Source organism: Alteromonas sp. Cnat3-28, assembly GCF_022348265.1.
In the GTDB taxonomy this organism is placed as follows: domain Bacteria; phylum Pseudomonadota; class Gammaproteobacteria; order Enterobacterales; family Alteromonadaceae; genus Alteromonas; species Alteromonas macleodii.
Window position 1 is genome coordinate 122,974 of sequence record NZ_JAKREY010000009.1, and the last position, 17,710, is coordinate 140,683.

Genomic DNA, 17,710 nt, shown 5'->3' on the forward strand with positions numbered 1-17,710 from the left:
TATGGCGTATAAGAAGCCTGAATCTGCACTGGTAGTGTTGTACGACCAACACTACCGAGTGCTGCTTTTGCAACGACAAGACGACCCCACCTTTTGGCAGTCGGTAACCGGCGCGTTAGAAGAGGGGGAGTTACCCTTAGAAACGGCATATCGTGAAGTGTGTGAAGAAATTGGCATCGATGCCAAAGCACACGGCTTTGTGGTCAACGACCACGATAAGCAAAACCAATATGAAATTCGTAGCCGCTGGCTACATCGTTATCCTCCTGGTACTGTGCACAACACAGAACACGTGTTTTCCCTTCAAATAAACAGCGATTTACCCATTGTCTTAACAGAGCACTTACAGTACGAATGGGTGTCGAAAGACGAAGCACTCGCGCGTTTATGGTCTCCCTCTAATAAAGAAGCGGTATCTTTGTTTGTACCGAGTGTGCCTTAATGGTTATACTGGGTATAGATCCAGGTTCTCGGATCACAGGCTACGGTTTAATTGCACGCAAGCAAGGTAAACTGGTGTATGTAGCAAGCGGATGCATTCGCGTTGGAACGGCAGATTTACCCTCTCGTCTTGCTAATATTTTTACCGGTGTTGGCGATATTATTCGTCAATATAAACCCGACCAGTTTGCTATTGAGCAAGTATTTATGGCGAAAAACCCTGATTCAGCGTTAAAGCTTGGTCAGGCCAGAGGTGCCGCCATTGTGGCAGCCACCCAAGCGCAACTTCCTGTTGCTGAATACAGCGCAAGGCAAATTAAGCAGTCGGTAGTTGGAAAAGGTGGCGCAGATAAAACGCAAGTTCAGCACATGGTAAAACACCTGCTGAATTTAAGCGGCACGCCACAGGCCGATGCTGCCGATGCATTAGCCGTTGCCTTGTGTCATGCACACACTGAACAGAGCCTGATAAACATGGCAGGGCAAGCCCGAAAAACCGTTCGTGGTCGTTTGCGCTAATACTGCTCGAAGCTCACGCTTTTACAGAGATAATTCATGATTGGACGAATTCGCGGTACGTTGGCTGAGAAACAGCCTCCAGAAATTCTTGTAGATGTAGCCGGTGTTGGCTACGAAATTCACATGCCTATGACCAGTTTCTACCAGCTTCCCGCGGTGGGTGAAGAAGTGGTGGTGTACACACATTTTGTGGTTCGTGAAGACGCCCAATTGCTGTTTGGTTTTGCTGATAAAATGGAAAGAGGGCTTTTCCGAGAATTGATCAAAGCCAACGGTGTAGGCCCAAAGTTAGGCCTTGCTATTTTATCTGGAATGTCGGCAAGCCAGTTCTTGGCAAGTGTACAAAATGAAGATGTTTCTGCACTCGTCAGCTTACCGGGTATAGGTAAGAAAACCGCAGAGCGTTTAGTGGTAGAGCTTAAAGACCGCCTAGCAAAATTTGGCAAGGCGCAGAGTATTGCTGTACCACCTCCAAGTGGCGACTTGCTATCCACCAACACTATTGTTGCTGTAAACGACGCTCGGGAAGAAGCACAAAGCGCGCTTATTGCACTGGGCTATAAACCTGCTCAAGCGAGCAAGCTAGTCGACAGCGTATATAAAGAGGGCATGGAAAGTGAAGCCCTTATTCGCGAATCATTAAAAGCGGCCATATAATGGCGCTCAACGAAGACAGCGGTTCTTAGTCTGCCTGTCTTCACGTCACCGTTTAAAGTAGAACTATCATGATTGAAGCCGACAGACTGATTACGCCTGAAGCCAGCACCGAAGACGAGGTCATCGACCGCGCCATTCGCCCTAAAATGCTGGAAGACTATACGGGGCAGCCTCACGTATGTGAGCAAATGGAAATTTTTATTCAAGCTGCGCGTAATCGCGACGATGCGCTAGACCATCTACTTATTTTTGGTCCGCCAGGACTGGGTAAAACCACGCTTGCGAACATTGTGGCAAATGAAATGGGCGTAAACATTAAAACCACGTCAGGCCCTGTGCTTGAGAAAGCTGGGGATTTGGCTGCACTGCTTACCAACCTTGAGCGCAATGATGTATTGTTCATAGACGAAATACATCGCTTAAGCCCAGTGGTAGAGGAAATTCTTTATCCTGCCATGGAAGACTATCAGCTTGATATTATGATAGGCGAGGGGCCTGCCGCCCGTTCAATTAAGCTAGACCTTCCTCCTTTTACGCTGGTAGGCGCTACCACCCGCGCAGGCTCGCTAACGTCGCCATTACGCGACCGTTTCGGCATTGTTCAACGCCTTGAGTTTTACAACGTAAAAGACCTTACCAGTATTGTGGCAAGAAGTGCGAGCTATCTGAATTTAGACATGAACGAGGAAGGTGCGCAAGAAGTGGCTCGTCGTTCGCGTGGCACACCGCGTATTGCCAATCGTTTGTTACGCCGTGTTCGAGACTACGCAGAAATTAAAGCAGACGGCACGGTGGGGGCCGATACGGCAGCGAAGGCACTGGATATGCTTGACGTTGATAAAGAAGGTTTCGATTACATGGATCGTAAATTGCTTACTGCTATTATCGAAAAGTTTGATGGTGGGCCAGTAGGCTTAGACAATTTGGCAGCAGCCATTGGTGAGGAAAAAGAAACCATAGAAGACGTGATTGAACCCTTCCTTATTCAGCAGGGCTTTTTACAGCGCACGCCTCGAGGCCGTATTGTGTCACAGCGCGCTTATCTTCATTTTGGCTTCGCTCCGTCTGAATAATTTACCGTCCCTTTGTAAGAAGGTACAGATTCGTTTTAAAGGCCTAGCAGGATTGCTGGGCTTTTTTTGGCAACACAGAAAATACAGAAGCCGTTTCAAACGCTACAAGTAAATGCTCGTATGGGGGAAGCTTTAAGTTCAGAGCATTGAGATTGGATGGCGAATTACTGCATAGCGCAAGTTAAGCATGGGCCGCCAATATTTCTTTTTGTACAGATGCTAAATTACAAGCAAAAAAAAGCCCGCTCATTGAGCGGGCTAAAACAACAAGTGTTGAAGGAAATAAATCCAGGGAACTCATGTCTAACAGGAGAATAACTCTTGCATGACCGTGCTAAGCACCATCACGCTCTGTACGACTGATGCTGTGCATTATAGGGAGAGCAGAAAAAACTACAATTGAGTAAAATTGTTGTTTTGAATTAGAAAAACTAATGTGTTAACTGGGTGTTTAATATTGGTTTACTTTTTATTAAATGTTAGCTTTGGTGGGGCTTGTGGAGTGTTTTTGTTCTGCATTTTGTCGCGCTAATTAGTTATTTTAACTCCGCTTTGGATTATTAAATTTTTGGGTGAAGGAATAGTTATGCATTTACATCAGGTAAGAGTGTATTACGAAGATACCGATGCAGGCGGTATCGTCTATTATGCGAATTACCTAAAGTTTATGGAGCGAGCCCGTACAGAGTGGCTTCGCGAGCTAGGTTTTGAACAAGACACGCTGATGGAACAATCCATCGCTTTCGTCGTCAAACACGTTGAAATGCATAACTATGCGCCTGCACGGTTCAATCAACTGTTGAGTATTGAAACTCGCGTTGTAGAATTGAAAGGCGCTAGTATGACGTTTCAACAAATTATTAAAAATGAACAAGGCGTTACATTGGTATCTGGAGATATCAAGGTTGCCTGCGTCGATTTGGCCGTTATGAAGCCAAAAAGATTACCACGTACTTTGTTAGGGGAAATTTCGCGTGTCATCTGATCTCACTTTTATTGGCTTGTTTTTACAAGCGAGTTTTATTGTTCAACTAGTTATGCTTTTGTTGCTAAGCGTATCGATAGCGTCGTGGACGTTTATCTTCCAACGCAGTAAAGCGTTGTCGGCGGCACGCAACGAAATGCGTCAGTTTGAAGATAAGTTCTGGTCAGGCGCTGACCTTAACCGTCTTTATCAAGAGCTTTCTGCCAGAACTAACCTCACAGGCATGGGCAGCATCTTTTGCTCAGGCTTTAAAGAGTTTGTTCGCCTGCGCAAGTCTAACACCGCTACCAACGGCATAGTTGATGGTACATACCGTGCCATGCGCGTTTCTATGTCTCGTCAAGTCGAAGAATTAGAAAGTCGTCTACCCTTTTTAGCCACGGCGGGCTCAATTAGTCCTTACATCGGTCTATTTGGAACTGTGTGGGGGATCATGAATGCCTTCATCGCATTAGGTGAAGTGCAGCAAGCTACCCTTGCTATGGTAGCGCCGGGTATTGCAGAAGCACTTATTGCAACTGCTATCGGCCTGTTTGCCGCTATTCCTGCGGTTATTGCCTACAACCGTTTCAGCCATCAGGTTGAGAAGCTAGAAAATAGCTACGGCAACTTCATGGAAGAGTTCTCTGCAATCCTTCATCGCCAAGCCGTTGCTGCGCAAGCACAACAACAAGCCTAAGCGTTTACATTCCAAACGGAGGACTTGTTATGTATGTAAGAAAACGCCGCAGGCCGGTATCAGAGATAAACGTAGTGCCCTACATCGACGTGATGTTGGTGTTGCTTATTATCTTTATGGTAACGGCGCCGCTTATTTCTCAAGGGGTAAAGGTAGATTTGCCTAAAGCAAGTGCCAACCCGATAGAGCAAGAAGATACACCACCGATTATTGCGTCAGTGGATGTTAAAGGTCGCTACTTCCTTAATGTAGGCGAAGACCAGGAATCGCCAATTAGCGAAGAAGAGCTTGGCGCTATTGTAAAAGCACAATTGACCAAAGAGCCCAATACGCCCGTAGTGGTAAAAGGCGATGGACAAGTAGCGTATAACGAAGTGATACAGCTAATGGTGTTATTACAGCAGGCGGGTGTGCCTTCAGTAGGGTTAATGACGGATCCGGTTGAGTAATATAGATATGTCGAAACCTGAAGTGTCGAAAAGCACGTCAACCGCTAGCCACTCAAACAACGCGAGTAACGGTGTAAGTGGTGATAAAAAGAACGGCAAAAGTGCCAAGCAAGCCAACAGTATAAGCCCAGAACAAGTAGGCTTGTACAAGTCCATTGGTTTGCATCTTTTTATTGCTGCGCTGTTGCTAATTAGCGTCAGTTTCTCTCCTGACCCGTTGCCAAGTATGCCGTCGAATGCGCCTGTGATAGAAGCGACGTTTATTGATGCGCAAGCGATTGCGGATCAAAAAAGGGAGCAGGCACAAGCTGAAGCTCAAGCAAGAGCCGAAGAGCAAGAAAGGCAAAGGAAAGCAGAAGCCGCGGCAGAGAAAAAACGCCAGCAGCAGCTAGCAGCCAAGCGTGCGAAAGAGAAGCGTGAAGCAGAAGCGGCTGAAGCGAAACGTCAGAAAGACTTGGAGCGCTTAGCGGCGCAGAAGGAACAAGAGCGTAAGGAGCGCGAAGCAAAAGCGAAAGCTGAGGCTGAGCGAAAGAAAAAAGAAGCAGCTGAACGCGCTGAAATGGAAAGGATCATGCAAGAGCAGCTTGCAAAAGAACAAGCTGCTCAGCAAGAACGTAGGCGAAAACAGGTACTTACTGAAGTAGAGCGTTATACCGCGCTTATTCAGCAAACCATAAAGCGCAATTTGTATTCGGACGACAGCTATCAAGGCAAAACCTGTCGATTGAATATTCGGTTAGCAACGACAGGGTTTGTTACGAGTATTCGTGTACTCGGCGGCAATGATGCGCTGTGTAGAGCGGCAGAAAGCGCGGTTCGCAGGGCCGAAAAGTTACCGGTATCTGATGCGCCAGACGTTTACGAGCAGTTAAAAGACATTACTTTAAAAGTGGAATTATAGTGGTATGAAAAAACTAGGTTTATGGATAGCGCTTATTACGATGGCATTCAGTGCCAAAGTGTTTGCATCCTTAGAAATTGTGATAACCGAGGGCGTAGATAGTGCACGTCCAATCGGGGTTGTGCCATTTAAATGGAAAGGTCAGGGCAGTATGCCTGGCGATATTTCTAAAGTGGTGATGGCCGACTTAATGCGTAGTGGTAAGTTTAATCCGGTATCTGTCGACAAAATGCCACAGTATCCGGAGACAGCGGAACAAGTGTCTTTCACTGCATGGGCAACCTTAGGTGTGGACACGGTTTTAGTAGGAAGTATTGAGCCGCAAGGAGGCGACCGTTACCTTGTATCCTATGAGTTGATTGATGTACTTAAAGGGCAAGTTGACAATGGGCAAGCTAAAGTACTCAAAGACGGCAATTTGGTATCGAGTAATGATCACGTACTAGCCGCCCGTCAGGCAGTGATCAACGGCCGAGATTTTCGCCAGTATGCGCATCGAATTAGCGACATTGTGTATGAAAAATTGACCGGTGTTCGCGGTGCATTTTTAACGAAAATTGCTTACGTCATTGTTCGCGACCGTGACACGGTAGAAAAACCTTACCAATTAGTCATTGCAGACTACGATGGTGAGAACGAAACGCGCTTGTTGTCTTCGCCAGAGCCGCTTATGTCGCCAGTGTGGTCGCCTGATGGCGAGAAGCTTGCCTACGTTAGTTTTGAAAATCGTAGACCGCAAATATTCATTCAGAATATCTACACCAGCGAGCGTACGCGCATTACTGATTTCCCTGGAATAAATAGTAGCCCGGTGTTTTCACCAGATGGCAAGCAACTTGCAATGGTTTTATCGAAAGATGGAAACCCTGAACTCTATGTGATGGACTTAGCGACAAAAAATCTTCGCCGAGTAACACGAAATAGAGCGATTGATACGGAGCCCGCGTGGCTACCAGACGGCAGTGGGTTAATATTTAGCTCGGAACGGGGTGGTAAACCCCAGATATATAGCGTAAATTTAAATTCTGGGAAAGTAAGGCGAGTTACCTTTGTAGGTGAACAGAACCTTGGCGGTACGATTTCCCCAGACGGCAAGCAAATGATTATGGTAAACCAAACTAATGGGAACTATCACATTGCTAAGCAGTCTTTGGATGGTGGATCACCTCAAGTACTGACACGGACGTACTTAGATGAATCACCAAGCGTAGCGCCGAATGGAAGCATGATTATATACAGCACCCTTCACGAGGGAACCCAAGTGTTGTCACTGGTTTCTTTAGATGGGCGTTTTAAAGCTAGGTTACCAGCAGCCAATGGGCAAGTTAAATCGCCAAGTTGGTCACCATTTTTGTTCTAACAATTTAACGACTAAACAATAAAATTTAAGGATTAGTAGGATGCAAATGAATAAAGTGATGAAGAGCTTCATTATCGCATTGCCAGTAGTGACAATGATGGCATGTTCTTCAGGCCCTAGCGAAGAAGAATTGGCAGCAGAGCGTAACCGCCTTGCACAAGAACAAGCGGCTGCAGAAGCAGAGGCACGTGAAGCAGAAGCACAGCGCGTTAAAGCAGAAGCTGCACAGCGTATGAAGCGTCAGGAAGAAATGGTTCAGCAAGAAATGGAAGCGCTGAAGAACGAACAAACCGTTTACTTTGACTTTGACCGCTCAAGCATCAAGCCAGAGTTCCAGCGTATTCTAGACAAGCACGCGGCGTTCTTGGTGAAAAACCCAAGCACTAAAGTGACTATTGAAGGTCACACTGACAGCCGTGGTACGCCTGAGTACAACATCGCGCTAGGCGAACGTCGTGCACAGTCTGTTGAAACTTACCTACTTAATGCTGGCGTAAGCAGCAGCCAAGTAACAGTAGTTTCATACGGCGAAGAAAAACCAGCAGTGATGGGTTCTACTGAGTATGCATTTGCTCAAAACCGTCGCGGAGTGGTTGTTTACCGCTAATGACTATTCTAACGAATAAGACATTAAAAATGGGCGTCACTTTATGTGCCGCCCTTGCTGTTTCTACCGCATTTGCGCAAGCGCCTGTGGTAGGCGCCAATGGCGGCAGTGAATTAGAGCAGCGTATTGTTGTGCTAGAGCGTATTGTTAAGAGCCGAACCGAAATGCAACACAGGCTTCAAACGCAACTAGACAATATGCAAATGGAAGTCGACCAGCTGCGTGGTGCGGTTGAAGTTAATACCAATGAACTTCAAAAAGTACTTGAGCGTCAGCGTGAGCTTTACCTTGAAATAGATAAACGGGTGGAAGCACTTAAGCAAAGCGGCGCGCTACAAGGTAGTGCCATGCCTAGTGCAGGTGTTGATTCGGGCTCTGTGAGCTCTCCAACAGCATCTACGCCAACGCAAGCTCCGCAAGCAGGTGAAGATGAAGCCTACGAAAATGCGGTGAATTTGATCCTTAAGTCTCGTGAGTACGATAAAGCCATTCCTGCGTTTCAATCGTTCATTTCACGCTTTCCCAACAGTGGTTACGCACCAAATGCGCACTATTGGTTAGGGCAACTGTTGTTTAATAAGCAGCAGTGGAGCGAAGCAAGTGAACAATTTAATATTGTAGCTAATCGCTTTACCGATTCTTCCAAGCGTCCTGATGCCTTATTAAAACTAGGTGTCATTGCTGAGCGAACGGGAGACAGTTCAACAGCACGTCAGCTGTTCCAACAAGTTGTAAATGATTACCCTGATTCTTCGGCAAAACGCCTCGCTGAATCTCGGTTAAATAACTTGTAATGAACAAAGCCTCTTTTAAAGAGGCTTTTTTATGAGTTAGAGAAAAGTTTTTTTCAAAAAATTCCATTTAGAGTGCATAAAACTTCTGCGCCAAATTTCACTGTATTTCGTAGAAACCTGACTAAACTCAATTAGTACTGGTATAAATACTCAGCGATTTGTTTTCATTTTGACCGTTTAGTCGTAATTTGACAGAAAAATGAAAATAAAAGGACGTTATGGGTTGCGTCGAATAAAAATCTGAGTATTATATGCCGCCGTTGCCAAGACACAGGCAACAACAGGAAAGAAAGGGTCGTTAGCTCAGTTGGTAGAGCAGTTGACTTTTAATCAATTGGTCGCTGGTTCGAATCCAGCACGACCCACCACTTTCTCTCCTAGCATCAAATGATGGGTCGTTAGCTCAGTTGGTAGAGCAGTTGACTTTTAATCAATTGGTCGCTGGTTCGAATCCAGCACGACCCACCATCATTTGAATTGCGAAACTTATCTGTGTGTCACTTGATGGGTCGTTAGCTCAGTTGGTAGAGCAGTTGACTTTTAATCAATTGGTCGCTGGTTCGAATCCAGCACGACCCACCATCAAGTCTCAAACTCAAATATTCCTTTTTTAAATAATCTCCTCAGTACAAAACGCCAATGCTTATTGCGTTTTAAAACGCTACTCGTCTCATTTGCACTTTGATCTGGTTTACCTAACCCCATGTAGTAGAACAGGTAAGCATAACTACGACTATTTAATTACCCTTATGTTGATTAGGTAGTGTGTAATTTTTATGACAGTTGGGTATAATCCGCACCCTTGTCGCAACAGAGATGTAGGTTAATGTCAGTAGCATTTCGAGTGGATCAGGTAGAGTACCCGTTCCCAGCAAAACCACAGCCATTGTCAGAAGCACGTAAAGCTGAATTAAAGGCTGAGATCAAAGCTTTACTTAAAGCCCGTAACGCTGTGCTTGTCGCACACTATTACACCGACCATGAAATTCAGGCACTCGCTGAAGAGACTGGTGGCTGCGTGGCAGACTCATTGGAAATGGCGCGCTTCGGAAGAGATGCACAAGAACAAACCTTAATTGTTGCTGGCGTTCGCTTCATGGGTGAAACGGCAAAAATTCTTAGCCCTGAAAAAACCGTACTAATGCCAACACTTGAAGCAACGTGTTCGCTTGATATTGGTTGTCCGGTAAAAGAGTTTAGCGAATTCTGTGATCAGCACCCTGACCACACTGTAGTGGTTTACGCAAATACATCAGCGGCAGTAAAAGCGCGCGCTGACTGGGTAGTAACGTCAAGCATCGCGCTTGAAATCGTTGAGCACTTAGACAGCCAGGGCAAGAAAATCATTTGGGGCCCTGACCGACACTTAGGCTCGTACATTGCCAAGCAAACGGGTGCCGACATGCTAATGTGGCAGGGCGAGTGTATCGTTCACGATGAGTTCTCTGCACAGAAACTAGCAGACATGAAAGCACTGTATCCAAACGCAGCAGTTCTGGTTCACCCTGAATCACCCGCAAGTGTGGTAGAGATGGCAGATGCAGTTGGCTCAACCAGTCAGCTAATAAAAGCCTCGCAAACCATGGATAACGACACCTTTATTGTTGCTACCGATAAAGGCATCTTTTACAAGATGCAACAACTTACTCCAGAGAAGACGTTTATAGAAGCTCCAACGGGCGGTAACGGCGCTACCTGTAAAAGCTGTGCTCACTGTCCTTGGATGGCAATGAACGGCTTAGAAGCGATTAAGGCGTCTTTAACGGGCGAAACTGATGGGCATGAAATCTTTGTTGATGATGAATTGCGTAAAGGCGCACTCATTCCACTCGATCGCATGCTTAACTTCTCAGCCGAGTTAAAAGCGAAGGGCGGGCTATAAGCGCACGTTTTATAAGCACTTGCTGAATATTTTCCAGCAAGTTCTTGATTAAGCGCGCGGCTTTACCTACTATACGCGCGCTAAAGGGTTTTCGTCGTTGAAATCTTCTTGATACAAAATTTGGAGAGATGGCTGAGTGGCTGAAGGCGCACGCCTGGAAAGTGTGTATACGTTTATAGCGTATCGAGGGTTCGAATCCCTCTCTCTCCGCCAAATACTGAGAACCGGCTTTAGGCCGGTTTTTTTGTGCCTACCGATCAGCGCTGGATGATGCGCGGACACTTCTCGCTTACGTAAAAAGAAACCCGCTATGAAGCGGGTTTCTTTTTAAACGCGATTGTTGCGACGCTGGTATGCTAAAGCTAATGGCTTTTCATCTGTGATGTCGCGCCGCTGCTAATTACTTCGCAACCTGCTGGTGAAGCTTGATTAGGTCAGGAAGCTTTTTCGCGTAAATCGCTTTCTTTGTACCTGGGTGAAGTAATTGGCTCACGAACGTGCGTAGGAAGCCAAGTACAAACGTTTGAACGCGATCAGCGTCTGCATCACTTGGGTTAGCAATAAGCTTTTCTGTCTCCGCTTGTACTTTGTGTACAATCGGGTCCATGGTGTCTTTTCCAGAAACTAGGTCATTACCAGTCACAACGCCTTTGCCAAGCAAGTCTCTAACTGCTGAGTATAAATCAGCAGAAACAGCATTAGACTGTCCCCAGTTCGCAATGTTGAATTCTTCAGCAATCTTATCTAGATCAGCAGTTGGGTCGTTCGACTTCAATAGGCCTTCGATAAGTTTATGGGCTTCAGTTTGTTTTACGGGTGTTGATAATTCTGACATGGTTACATTTAATGATTATGTGGGTGAGCGCGTTATAAATATTCTGCCAGACAATGTCAACCCGTTTGCCGCTAATAGAGGCAAGAACGGGAGAGGAGCTTGCTAAGTCATGATGTAAACATGGCGAACAAAGCACCGAAATAGCACCGAAATAGCAAAGAAATATTACTGAAAGAGTAGCAAAATAGAGAAAAGGCACCTGCTGCCAAGCACCCTTTATCAAATGAGTAAACGGGCTACGCGGAGATCCTATTCTCTTTGTCTACTTTTTCTATCTTGCCTGTTCGACGTGCTGGAAAAGGCAACTTAATTGGACGTTTACCACTTAATGTAGCGTGTTCTGATTTCACACTATAGTTAGCGCTGTCTTTACTATGCATGCTCTTGGGGGTATCAGTTACATCGAAAAGCGGAGCAACAGGCTGTCTGTTTTCCTCTAGCTGGTAAGCAGTGACTTTGTTTTCGGTTTCTAAAAAGGCACTTCCAGCTTGCTTACCAAGCTTATAATCATGACGAAGTTGTGCGTCTGTACTACCTAACAATTTACTTTGAAGCTTATCAGACGCAAAAATTTGAATAACCTCTACGCCTTCTGGCGGGTTTTCAATAAACGCCAGCTCTTTTTGATACGCTTGTTCGTGCTGCAGCAGATAGTCGATGGTCTTTGGGCACGTGCCCGTTGCGCACATTACCGCGCTTAACTTTTGTAGCCAAGGCGACTGTACTTGAAAGCCTCTATCTACGGTGCGAATAACTACGATTTTCGTCGCGCCGCGCTTGTACGCTTCGGTAACAGGCAACGGTGCAGCCAAACCACCGTCTAGAAAGAAATCGGTATTGGCTGCCTTTTTTGTCTCGACATCAATGTGCAGCGGTACGCCCTGTTTGTAAAGTAAGGGGAGGGCGCTCGAAGCCTTGATAAGATCGACCCAGTTGTGAGTACTTTTCATTGGATCGAGAAAATACGCCTGTCTGTCTCTGGAATTTGTAGCGGTAAATAAAATTTCTCTGTCCGCAACATTAGCCTTCGCAGTATCAAGATCAAGTAAACGGTTCGCTTCTTGGGTTTTGTCAAAGTACCAGTCTAAATCGACAATATGTTTGCCCATTAAACCTCTTCCCATTTGGAAAAAGCGTTTGTGTCGAGTTAAGCCGCGAATAAGACGCTTTGCATAGCCTTTTTGACGCGCCACATAACTCGTTAAGTTCTGTGAGCCTGCTGATGTGCCGATAAGAATATCGAAAGGGTCGTGTCCGGCGTCTAACCATGTATCGAGTACGCCTGCCGTGAAAATTCCTCGCTGTCCACCACCTTCCGCAACCAAGGCAACTTTGCCATTGTTCGACATTTTAGCATTGCGTGCTTTTGAATAAGCGAGAGAAGGAGCAGATTGTTGACCCGACATGATAACCCTCTATTTGACCATGACTATAAATTGACTACTTGGTCTAATTGTAGGGAGATCACGACGCCGGAGAAAATTGAAAGAATAAATCGGACTGATAGGAAATAACTGATACTGAAACATTTTTTGTTATTTCATTGTGATTTTTGTGTTTACATTTTGATCGTTTAATCGCAGTCTAACAAAGTGTTGAAAGCTAAACTTTCATTGGGAGTCAATAATGAAAATTGCCGTGTTAGGTGCGGGAAGTATTGGATGTTATGTAGCGGGCTGCTTGTTAGCCTCTGACCCCACATTGAGTGCCGCTAATGCGCTTACGCTCATTGGCCGTCAGCGTTTATATGATGATATTACTGCTAATGGTCTTAAAATAACGGATTGGCAAGGGCGTGAGCAGCTAACAAAGCCTGAGCATATCGCTTTTTCAATTGAGAACGATAGTTTAAGTCATGCTGACGTCATTTTGCTTTGCGTTAAAAGCCAAGATACCGAGCAGGCTGCTGCAATAATCAATCAGCATGCAAAGCAATCAGCAGTCGTAGTCAGTCTTCAAAACGGAGTGGGTAATGCACGCCTGCTTCGCCAGCACATAAAACAATGCGTAATTGCAGGCATGGTGCCTTTCAATGTTTTTTATAAAGGTATCGGCCATTTTCACTGTGGTACTGAGGGTAATATTGCCCTTGAAGACCCCAATAACCAATGTAGTGACATCATAAAAGCGCTTAACAACGCGTCGTTGCCCGTTAAGGTCTATAACGATATGGAAGCTGTACAGTATGGCAAACTCATTATGAACTTGAATAACGCGGTCAATGCACTGTCGGGTATACCGCTAAAATCTCAGCTAGGGGATAGGCAATACAGGTTGGTTATGGCAAAGGTGTTGTCCGAGGCGTTAGCAGTATTAAAAGCGGAAGGAATTACACCAGCAAGAACCGGTAAGGTCATTCCCAAACTGATGCCAAAAATTATGAAGCTACCTAATTTTTTATTCAATGTGGTGGCTTCATCTACGCTTAAAATAGATCCGGAAGCACGTTCATCAATGTTTGAAGATTTAGCGCTGGGGCGACGAACGGAAATTGATTATTTGAACGGCGAGATAGTCAGGCTCGGTGAAAAAAATCACATAGCTACGCCAGTGAATAAGTATATTGTTAACCTGATCAAACAACACGAAGTTGCTCAAAAAGGAAGTCCTCACTTACCGGCAAATGCTTTACTGCTTAAGTGAAACGTCTATCTAACGGTGTATTTCAACGTTAAATATTACAGTTTTGTGTCATTTTTATGTCAGAGCACTTGATTCTTATACTAAGATATATATCCTGCGTGCAAACTTCCGTTATATTTAGTGTGCTTTGCTTTTCCAAAATCATTTTTCTTCTTGTCTTCTGTTGAGTACTTTATGTGCGTCGCTTTTCCATACGACGGTTTTAGCGTCTGAGGTTGATGTCGAGCGTGAATCTAGCGCAACGTTCTCTCAGTACAATGGCAACGGCCTTTCATTTCAAAGCGACAACAATACCTTCTCACTACGCGTGCGCGGTAGACTTCAGTTTCGCTATGCCAATCCCGGTATAAGCCAGCCTACCGAGCGTGCTGACTTTGAGCATAATGCCGGTAATCAATTTGGCGTTAACAGGGCGCGGGTTAAATTAGACGGTCACATTGGTTTGCCCTGGATTAAATATGGTGTGGAATACGATGCTGTCGATCAGCGCACGCTCACCGCTACACTATCCTTTGAAAAGTATGACGCGCTTCGGTTTAAGGTTGGTCAGTGGAAAGTCGAGTATTCCAGAGAGCGCAGTGTTAGCAGTGGCGGCCAGCAAATGATGGATCGTTCAATCATCAACAGAATATTTACGCTAGATAGGCAAATGGGGGCATCCCTTTACGGAAATCTTGATGGCCCAGGCGCGGCCAATTTCAATTACTGGGTAGGAGTATTCAATGGCTCAGGCCGTGGTGATTATAGCAATCACGATGGCGAGAATATGTATACAGGGCGATTACAGTGGAATTTCTTAGGTGAGTCTGTCGGGTTTAAAAACAGTGACATTAAACGAACAGCTACCCCCAAAGCAGCGCTAGCAATAGCAGGGGCGAAGTTCAAAAGCCAGTTTACACGTTTTTCATCGTCTGGCGCTGGTAATTTAGCCAACTTTAGTGCGGGCGAAATCGAAGGTCAGTACGACATTCAGCAGTTTGTGATTGATGGTGCCTATTTTTATAAAGGGTTTAATGCTCAAGCGGAATATCATGAAAAAGATATTGTAGATTTAGCGAACAACAATAGAGAAACTACGCTGCGCGGCTATTATGTGCAGGCGGGTTATTTTTTGAGTGAATCAATCAGCTGGTGGCCAGAGCCCCTTGAAATGGCTGCACGCTTCGGGACCTATTCGCCCCGAGACAGTGAACAAGACGAACGCTTTTTTGAAAAGACAGTAGCATTCAACTATTTTTTTAATGGCCACAAAAACAAACTAACCGCAGAGGTAAGCAGGGTTTCACTGGATCAGTTCGATACTGAAGTAGGGGACGAGACCATCTATTCTCTGCAGTGGGACGTCAGTTTTTAACTACTCACGCCGAGTGAGCAAGAAACTCACCTAGTGTGTTAACAAGGCGAGCCTTGTCTACGGGCTTGCCCACATGGGCATCCATTCCTGCCGCGTGACAGTTGTCGATATCTTGCTGCATGGCGTTAGCCGTCAGGGCAATAATGGGGGTTTTTAACTTAAGCACATTTCTTATATGTCGTGTGGCGCTAAGCCCATCAACTTCAGGCATTTGGATATCCATTAGTACCAAATCATAAGTGCACGCTTTCAATGCATCAATGGCCTTTTGTCCGTTTGATACGTGTGTTAAATCTAAATGGAATTCATCAAGAAGCGCTTTTATTACTTCAACATTTATGTCGTTGTCTTCTGCAAGGAGGACACGAGCGCCTTCTAGCGTAACGTGTTGCTGAGTTGTCTCAGACAGCGGAGCATCAATATCTGCTGCAACAGCAAACGTGACATCAAAAGAAAAAGTAGAGCCTCGTTCTAATTCGCTTTCAAGCGCTAGTGAAGAGCCCATTAGCTTAAGCAGATTATTACTGATGTTAAGCCCTAGGCCTGTGCCGCCATACTTTCTCGCTATGGAGCTTTCAGCTTGCGTAAAAGGCGTAAACAGCTTTACTTGGTTTTCTTTCGAAATACCAATCCCGTTGTCTCTTACCCAGCAGTGCAGGGCACAATGACTATCGTTCGACTCTGATACGGATAATCCAATTTCTATAATTCCTTTATCAGAAAACTTGATGGCATTGCTTATTAGGTTTGCCAATATTTGCTTAAATCTAAGTTCGTCAAACATCAAATCGTTATTAAGGTTTTTGTCGATATGAAGCTGGAGCACTAATCCTTTGCGTTTCGCTTGGTCTGAAAATATGTCGACTAATGTACACAGGCTTTCATTGATGTCGTGAGGCCTGATAGCCAACGTTAGCTTGCCCGCTTCAATCTTCGAAAAGTCGAGTAGGTCGTTAATAAGTTGAAGCAGCATTTCAGATGCATTGACGATTTTCTTGGTAAGATCCTTTGCTTGCACGTCTGCTGCGCGGCTCGCTAATGATTGTCCAAAACCAATTATGGCATTTAAAGGCGTGCGAATCTCGTGACTAATATTAGAAATAAACTCAGACTTCAACCGATTGTTTAATTCTGCTTTTTCTTTCGCCGTTAAGTAAAGCGCATTAGCCTGTCTTGATTTACTCAATAAAATAAGAATGATAACAATTGTTACTAGTGTGAGTGTAATAAGTATGACGAGCAACGTGGAAAAAAGTGATTGGGTGCGCTGAGCCTCTGTTTTCAACAAAGCGCTTCCTCGAATGCTTTATTCTCATTCTCAAGTTGATTTGCTCTGTCTTTCTCTTGGGTTATCTGATCAATTAAGTTGGCGCTTTTTATTAGCTCTAAGTCTTCATATTTCTTTGCATTCAAATAGGCTTCATGGAAAACCTCAAATTGTTTGAATGCCAGCGCGTAATCACCTTTCGCAGCAGTAATGTAGGCTTCTGTTTTGTCCAGCTGTGCGCGCCAAGTCGTTTGCTCGGCTTCGCGGTTTTCATCGTAGAGTACACGTGCTTTATTAAGCGCGTTTGACGCCTTATCCAGTTCTCCTAAACTAAGGTGAGCTTCCGCTTTTAAACGGTAAATTTCGCTATTGTAAAAAGAAGATGAGAGAGGATGAGCAAGAACAATATCAGACAGTGTCAGCGCTTTCTGGAGATTGCCTGAACGATAGTAGGTGGTGGCGATACCATAAGTGGCAAGGAACTCAGAATAGTTAATATCAATTTGTGAGTCGAATTCTATGGCACGCTCAAAGTAGTCGATAGCCTTTCCATAGTCTCCTAAATTTCTATACAGAATACCAATGGCGTATAGGTTGTCACTGACCAAAATTCGCTGGTTTTCAACTTTGGCGCCCTCAAGCGATTTCTCATAGTAAGATAGCGCAATGTCATAAGCACTGACTGATTGATAGTAGTCTGCCACAATTGCATAGTACAACGGTCGAAGCTTGGTAAGCGTATGTTTGGTTAGTATATCGTTTACCGTGTTGATAAGCTCAGCGTTAGGCGCAAAAACCTGCCCCTCGCTGTAAGTTAATACCTGGTAAATAAGCGCGTAGGCCTTTACGCTTGGTGGAATATCAGGCGCTGCAACAACGCGGTTAAAGTGCTCGTAGGCTTTGTCGTAGTCTGCTGAAATACCATACATTCTTGCTACACCAGTAGCGATTGTAAGCCCTTCACTCGAGTTGTCTTGCAACGCAATCAGCGAATTTAAGATTTTTTCGGAAGGGCGTTGGTGTATCGAGAGTTGGTACTGAACATAAAGCGCGCCCACTTTTCTTTTTTCATCTTGCGTTAATGTGTCAGATAACAACCAAGTTTCAAGCTTTTTTATTGCTGCCCCTATAGGCATAGGCACTAAGGTCTCAACGTCCACTTTAATTTCGCTGACCTTGTCTGAGATAGATGCATGAGCACTAACCGTTCCCATACTCCAAGTTAGGGCAAGCAATAAAGCCAAACTAATAAAATGCTGCAAAC

General features: G+C 45.0%; 18 protein-coding genes and 4 tRNA genes. 18 read left to right on the forward strand and 4 right to left on the reverse strand.

The window, feature by feature from the left end; genetic code table 11:
* Position 1: 1 nt before the first annotated feature.
* The 16 genes from nudB (at position 2) to MHM87_RS11195 (ending at position 10,560) form a co-directional block, all read left to right on the forward strand.
* Positions 2–442, forward strand: a complete 441-nt coding sequence (nudB, locus tag MHM87_RS11120; RefSeq protein WP_014978753.1) for a dihydroneopterin triphosphate diphosphatase — start codon at positions 2–4, stop codon at positions 440–442.
* Complete coding sequence (gene ruvC, locus MHM87_RS11125; RefSeq protein ID WP_014948862.1) at positions 442–960, forward strand: crossover junction endodeoxyribonuclease RuvC; 519 nt, start codon at positions 442–444, stop codon at positions 958–960. The genes nudB and ruvC overlap by 1 nt, the downstream gene beginning before the upstream one ends.
* A 36-nt stretch (positions 961–996) precedes the next feature.
* On the forward strand, positions 997–1,617 hold the full coding sequence (ruvA, locus tag MHM87_RS11130; protein ID WP_014948863.1) for a Holliday junction branch migration protein RuvA: 621 nt from the start codon (positions 997–999) through the stop codon (positions 1,615–1,617).
* 68 nt (positions 1,618–1,685) lie between these two features.
* Entirely contained in the window at positions 1,686–2,690 is a 1,005-nt protein-coding gene (ruvB, locus tag MHM87_RS11135) for a Holliday junction branch migration DNA helicase RuvB (protein WP_156078106.1), read from the forward strand.
* 586 nt (positions 2,691–3,276) lie between these two features.
* Positions 3,277–3,675: a tol-pal system-associated acyl-CoA thioesterase gene (gene ybgC / locus MHM87_RS11140; protein WP_014948865.1), complete on the forward strand. Its 399-nt coding sequence runs from the start codon at positions 3,277–3,279 to the stop codon at positions 3,673–3,675.
* Complete coding sequence (gene tolQ, locus MHM87_RS11145) at positions 3,665–4,354, forward strand: protein TolQ (protein WP_014948866.1); 690 nt, start codon at positions 3,665–3,667, stop codon at positions 4,352–4,354. Before ybgC ends, tolQ begins: the two co-directional genes overlap by 11 nt.
* Before the next feature lie 29 nt (positions 4,355–4,383).
* Positions 4,384–4,803 (forward strand): protein TolR, encoded by a 420-nt coding sequence (gene tolR, locus MHM87_RS11150; RefSeq protein WP_014948867.1) that lies wholly within the window; start codon positions 4,384–4,386, stop codon positions 4,801–4,803.
* Between the two features lie 7 nt (positions 4,804–4,810).
* The gene (gene tolA / locus MHM87_RS11155; RefSeq protein WP_014978756.1) at positions 4,811–5,704 is read left to right on the forward strand and encodes a cell envelope integrity protein TolA; all 894 of its coding nucleotides are present in this window, start codon (positions 4,811–4,813) and stop codon (positions 5,702–5,704) included.
* 4 nt (positions 5,705–5,708) lie between these two features.
* Positions 5,709–7,064 carry a Tol-Pal system beta propeller repeat protein TolB gene (gene tolB, locus MHM87_RS11160; RefSeq protein ID WP_014948869.1) on the forward strand — a complete coding sequence of 452 codons (1,356 nt, stop codon included), beginning with the start codon at positions 5,709–5,711 and terminating at the stop codon, positions 7,062–7,064.
* Between the two features lie 40 nt (positions 7,065–7,104).
* Entirely contained in the window at positions 7,105–7,671 is a 567-nt protein-coding gene (pal, locus tag MHM87_RS11165; protein ID WP_014948870.1) for a peptidoglycan-associated lipoprotein Pal, read from the forward strand.
* Positions 7,671–8,465, forward strand: coding sequence for a tol-pal system protein YbgF (ybgF, locus tag MHM87_RS11170; RefSeq protein WP_239259080.1), 795 nt, complete (start codon positions 7,671–7,673; stop codon positions 8,463–8,465). Before pal ends, ybgF begins: the two co-directional genes overlap by 1 nt.
* Positions 8,466–8,757: 292 nt before the next feature.
* A tRNA-Lys gene (locus MHM87_RS11175) sits at positions 8,758–8,833 on the forward strand.
* A gap of 24 nt (positions 8,834–8,857) precedes the next feature.
* Positions 8,858–8,933 (forward strand) — tRNA-Lys (locus MHM87_RS11180).
* 38 nt (positions 8,934–8,971) lie between these two features.
* A tRNA-Lys gene (locus MHM87_RS11185) sits at positions 8,972–9,047 on the forward strand.
* A gap of 244 nt (positions 9,048–9,291) precedes the next feature.
* Positions 9,292–10,347 (forward strand): quinolinate synthase NadA, encoded by a 1,056-nt coding sequence (gene nadA / locus MHM87_RS11190; protein ID WP_039227298.1) that lies wholly within the window; start codon positions 9,292–9,294, stop codon positions 10,345–10,347.
* A 122-nt stretch (positions 10,348–10,469) separates the two neighbouring features.
* Positions 10,470–10,560, forward strand: a tRNA-Ser gene (locus MHM87_RS11195).
* A 187-nt stretch (positions 10,561–10,747) separates the two neighbouring features.
* Here MHM87_RS11195 and MHM87_RS11200 read toward each other — a convergent pair.
* Positions 10,748–11,182: a hypothetical protein gene (locus MHM87_RS11200; protein ID WP_239219059.1), complete on the reverse strand. Its 435-nt coding sequence runs from the start codon at positions 11,180–11,182 to the stop codon at positions 10,748–10,750.
* A 236-nt stretch (positions 11,183–11,418) separates the two neighbouring features.
* A complete protein-coding gene (locus MHM87_RS11205) occupies positions 11,419–12,588 on the reverse strand; it encodes a patatin family protein (RefSeq protein ID WP_239259082.1) in 1,170 nt (389 codons plus the stop codon).
* 220 nt (positions 12,589–12,808) lie between these two features.
* Between MHM87_RS11205 and MHM87_RS11210 the strand changes: the two genes are divergently transcribed.
* Together MHM87_RS11210 and MHM87_RS11215 are read left to right on the forward strand one after the other, a co-directional pair.
* Positions 12,809–13,825, forward strand: a complete 1,017-nt coding sequence (locus MHM87_RS11210; RefSeq protein WP_239259084.1) for a 2-dehydropantoate 2-reductase — start codon at positions 12,809–12,811, stop codon at positions 13,823–13,825.
* Positions 13,826–13,988: 163 nt separating this feature from the next.
* Complete coding sequence (locus tag MHM87_RS11215) at positions 13,989–15,179, forward strand: porin (protein ID WP_231514262.1); 1,191 nt, start codon at positions 13,989–13,991, stop codon at positions 15,177–15,179.
* Between the two features lie 4 nt (positions 15,180–15,183).
* On the opposite strand, the gene MHM87_RS11220 is transcribed toward MHM87_RS11215, so the two are convergent.
* Entirely contained in the window at positions 15,184–16,467 is a 1,284-nt protein-coding gene (locus tag MHM87_RS11220) for an ATP-binding protein (RefSeq protein ID WP_239259086.1), read from the reverse strand.
* Positions 16,461–17,708 (reverse strand): tetratricopeptide repeat protein, encoded by a 1,248-nt coding sequence (locus MHM87_RS11225; RefSeq protein ID WP_239259088.1) that lies wholly within the window; start codon positions 17,706–17,708, stop codon positions 16,461–16,463. Before MHM87_RS11225 ends, MHM87_RS11220 begins: the two co-directional genes overlap by 7 nt.
* Positions 17,709–17,710: the final 2 nt, after the last annotated feature.

Coding starts and splice junctions, on each gene's coding strand:
- ruvA (WP_014948863.1), top strand. CDS start 997: ATGATTGGACGAATTCGCGGTACGTTGGCTGAGAAACAGCCTCCAGAA.
- MHM87_RS11200 (WP_239219059.1), bottom strand. CDS start 11,182: ATGTCAGAATTATCAACACCCGTAAAACAAACTGAAGCCCATAAACTT.
- ybgC (WP_014948865.1), top strand. CDS start 3,277: ATGCATTTACATCAGGTAAGAGTGTATTACGAAGATACCGATGCAGGC.
- ybgF (WP_239259080.1), top strand. CDS start 7,671: ATGACTATTCTAACGAATAAGACATTAAAAATGGGCGTCACTTTATGT.
- ruvB (WP_156078106.1), top strand. CDS start 1,686: ATGATTGAAGCCGACAGACTGATTACGCCTGAAGCCAGCACCGAAGAC.
- MHM87_RS11205 (WP_239259082.1), bottom strand. CDS start 12,588: ATGTCGGGTCAACAATCTGCTCCTTCTCTCGCTTATTCAAAAGCACGC.
- nudB (WP_014978753.1), top strand. CDS start 2: ATGGCGTATAAGAAGCCTGAATCTGCACTGGTAGTGTTGTACGACCAA.
- ruvC (WP_014948862.1), top strand. CDS start 442: ATGGTTATACTGGGTATAGATCCAGGTTCTCGGATCACAGGCTACGGT.
- tolA (WP_014978756.1), top strand. CDS start 4,811: ATGTCGAAACCTGAAGTGTCGAAAAGCACGTCAACCGCTAGCCACTCA.
- pal (WP_014948870.1), top strand. CDS start 7,105: ATGCAAATGAATAAAGTGATGAAGAGCTTCATTATCGCATTGCCAGTA.
- MHM87_RS11210 (WP_239259084.1), top strand. CDS start 12,809: ATGAAAATTGCCGTGTTAGGTGCGGGAAGTATTGGATGTTATGTAGCG.
- tolR (WP_014948867.1), top strand. CDS start 4,384: ATGTATGTAAGAAAACGCCGCAGGCCGGTATCAGAGATAAACGTAGTG.
- nadA (WP_039227298.1), top strand. CDS start 9,292: ATGTCAGTAGCATTTCGAGTGGATCAGGTAGAGTACCCGTTCCCAGCA.
- tolB (WP_014948869.1), top strand. CDS start 5,709: ATGAAAAAACTAGGTTTATGGATAGCGCTTATTACGATGGCATTCAGT.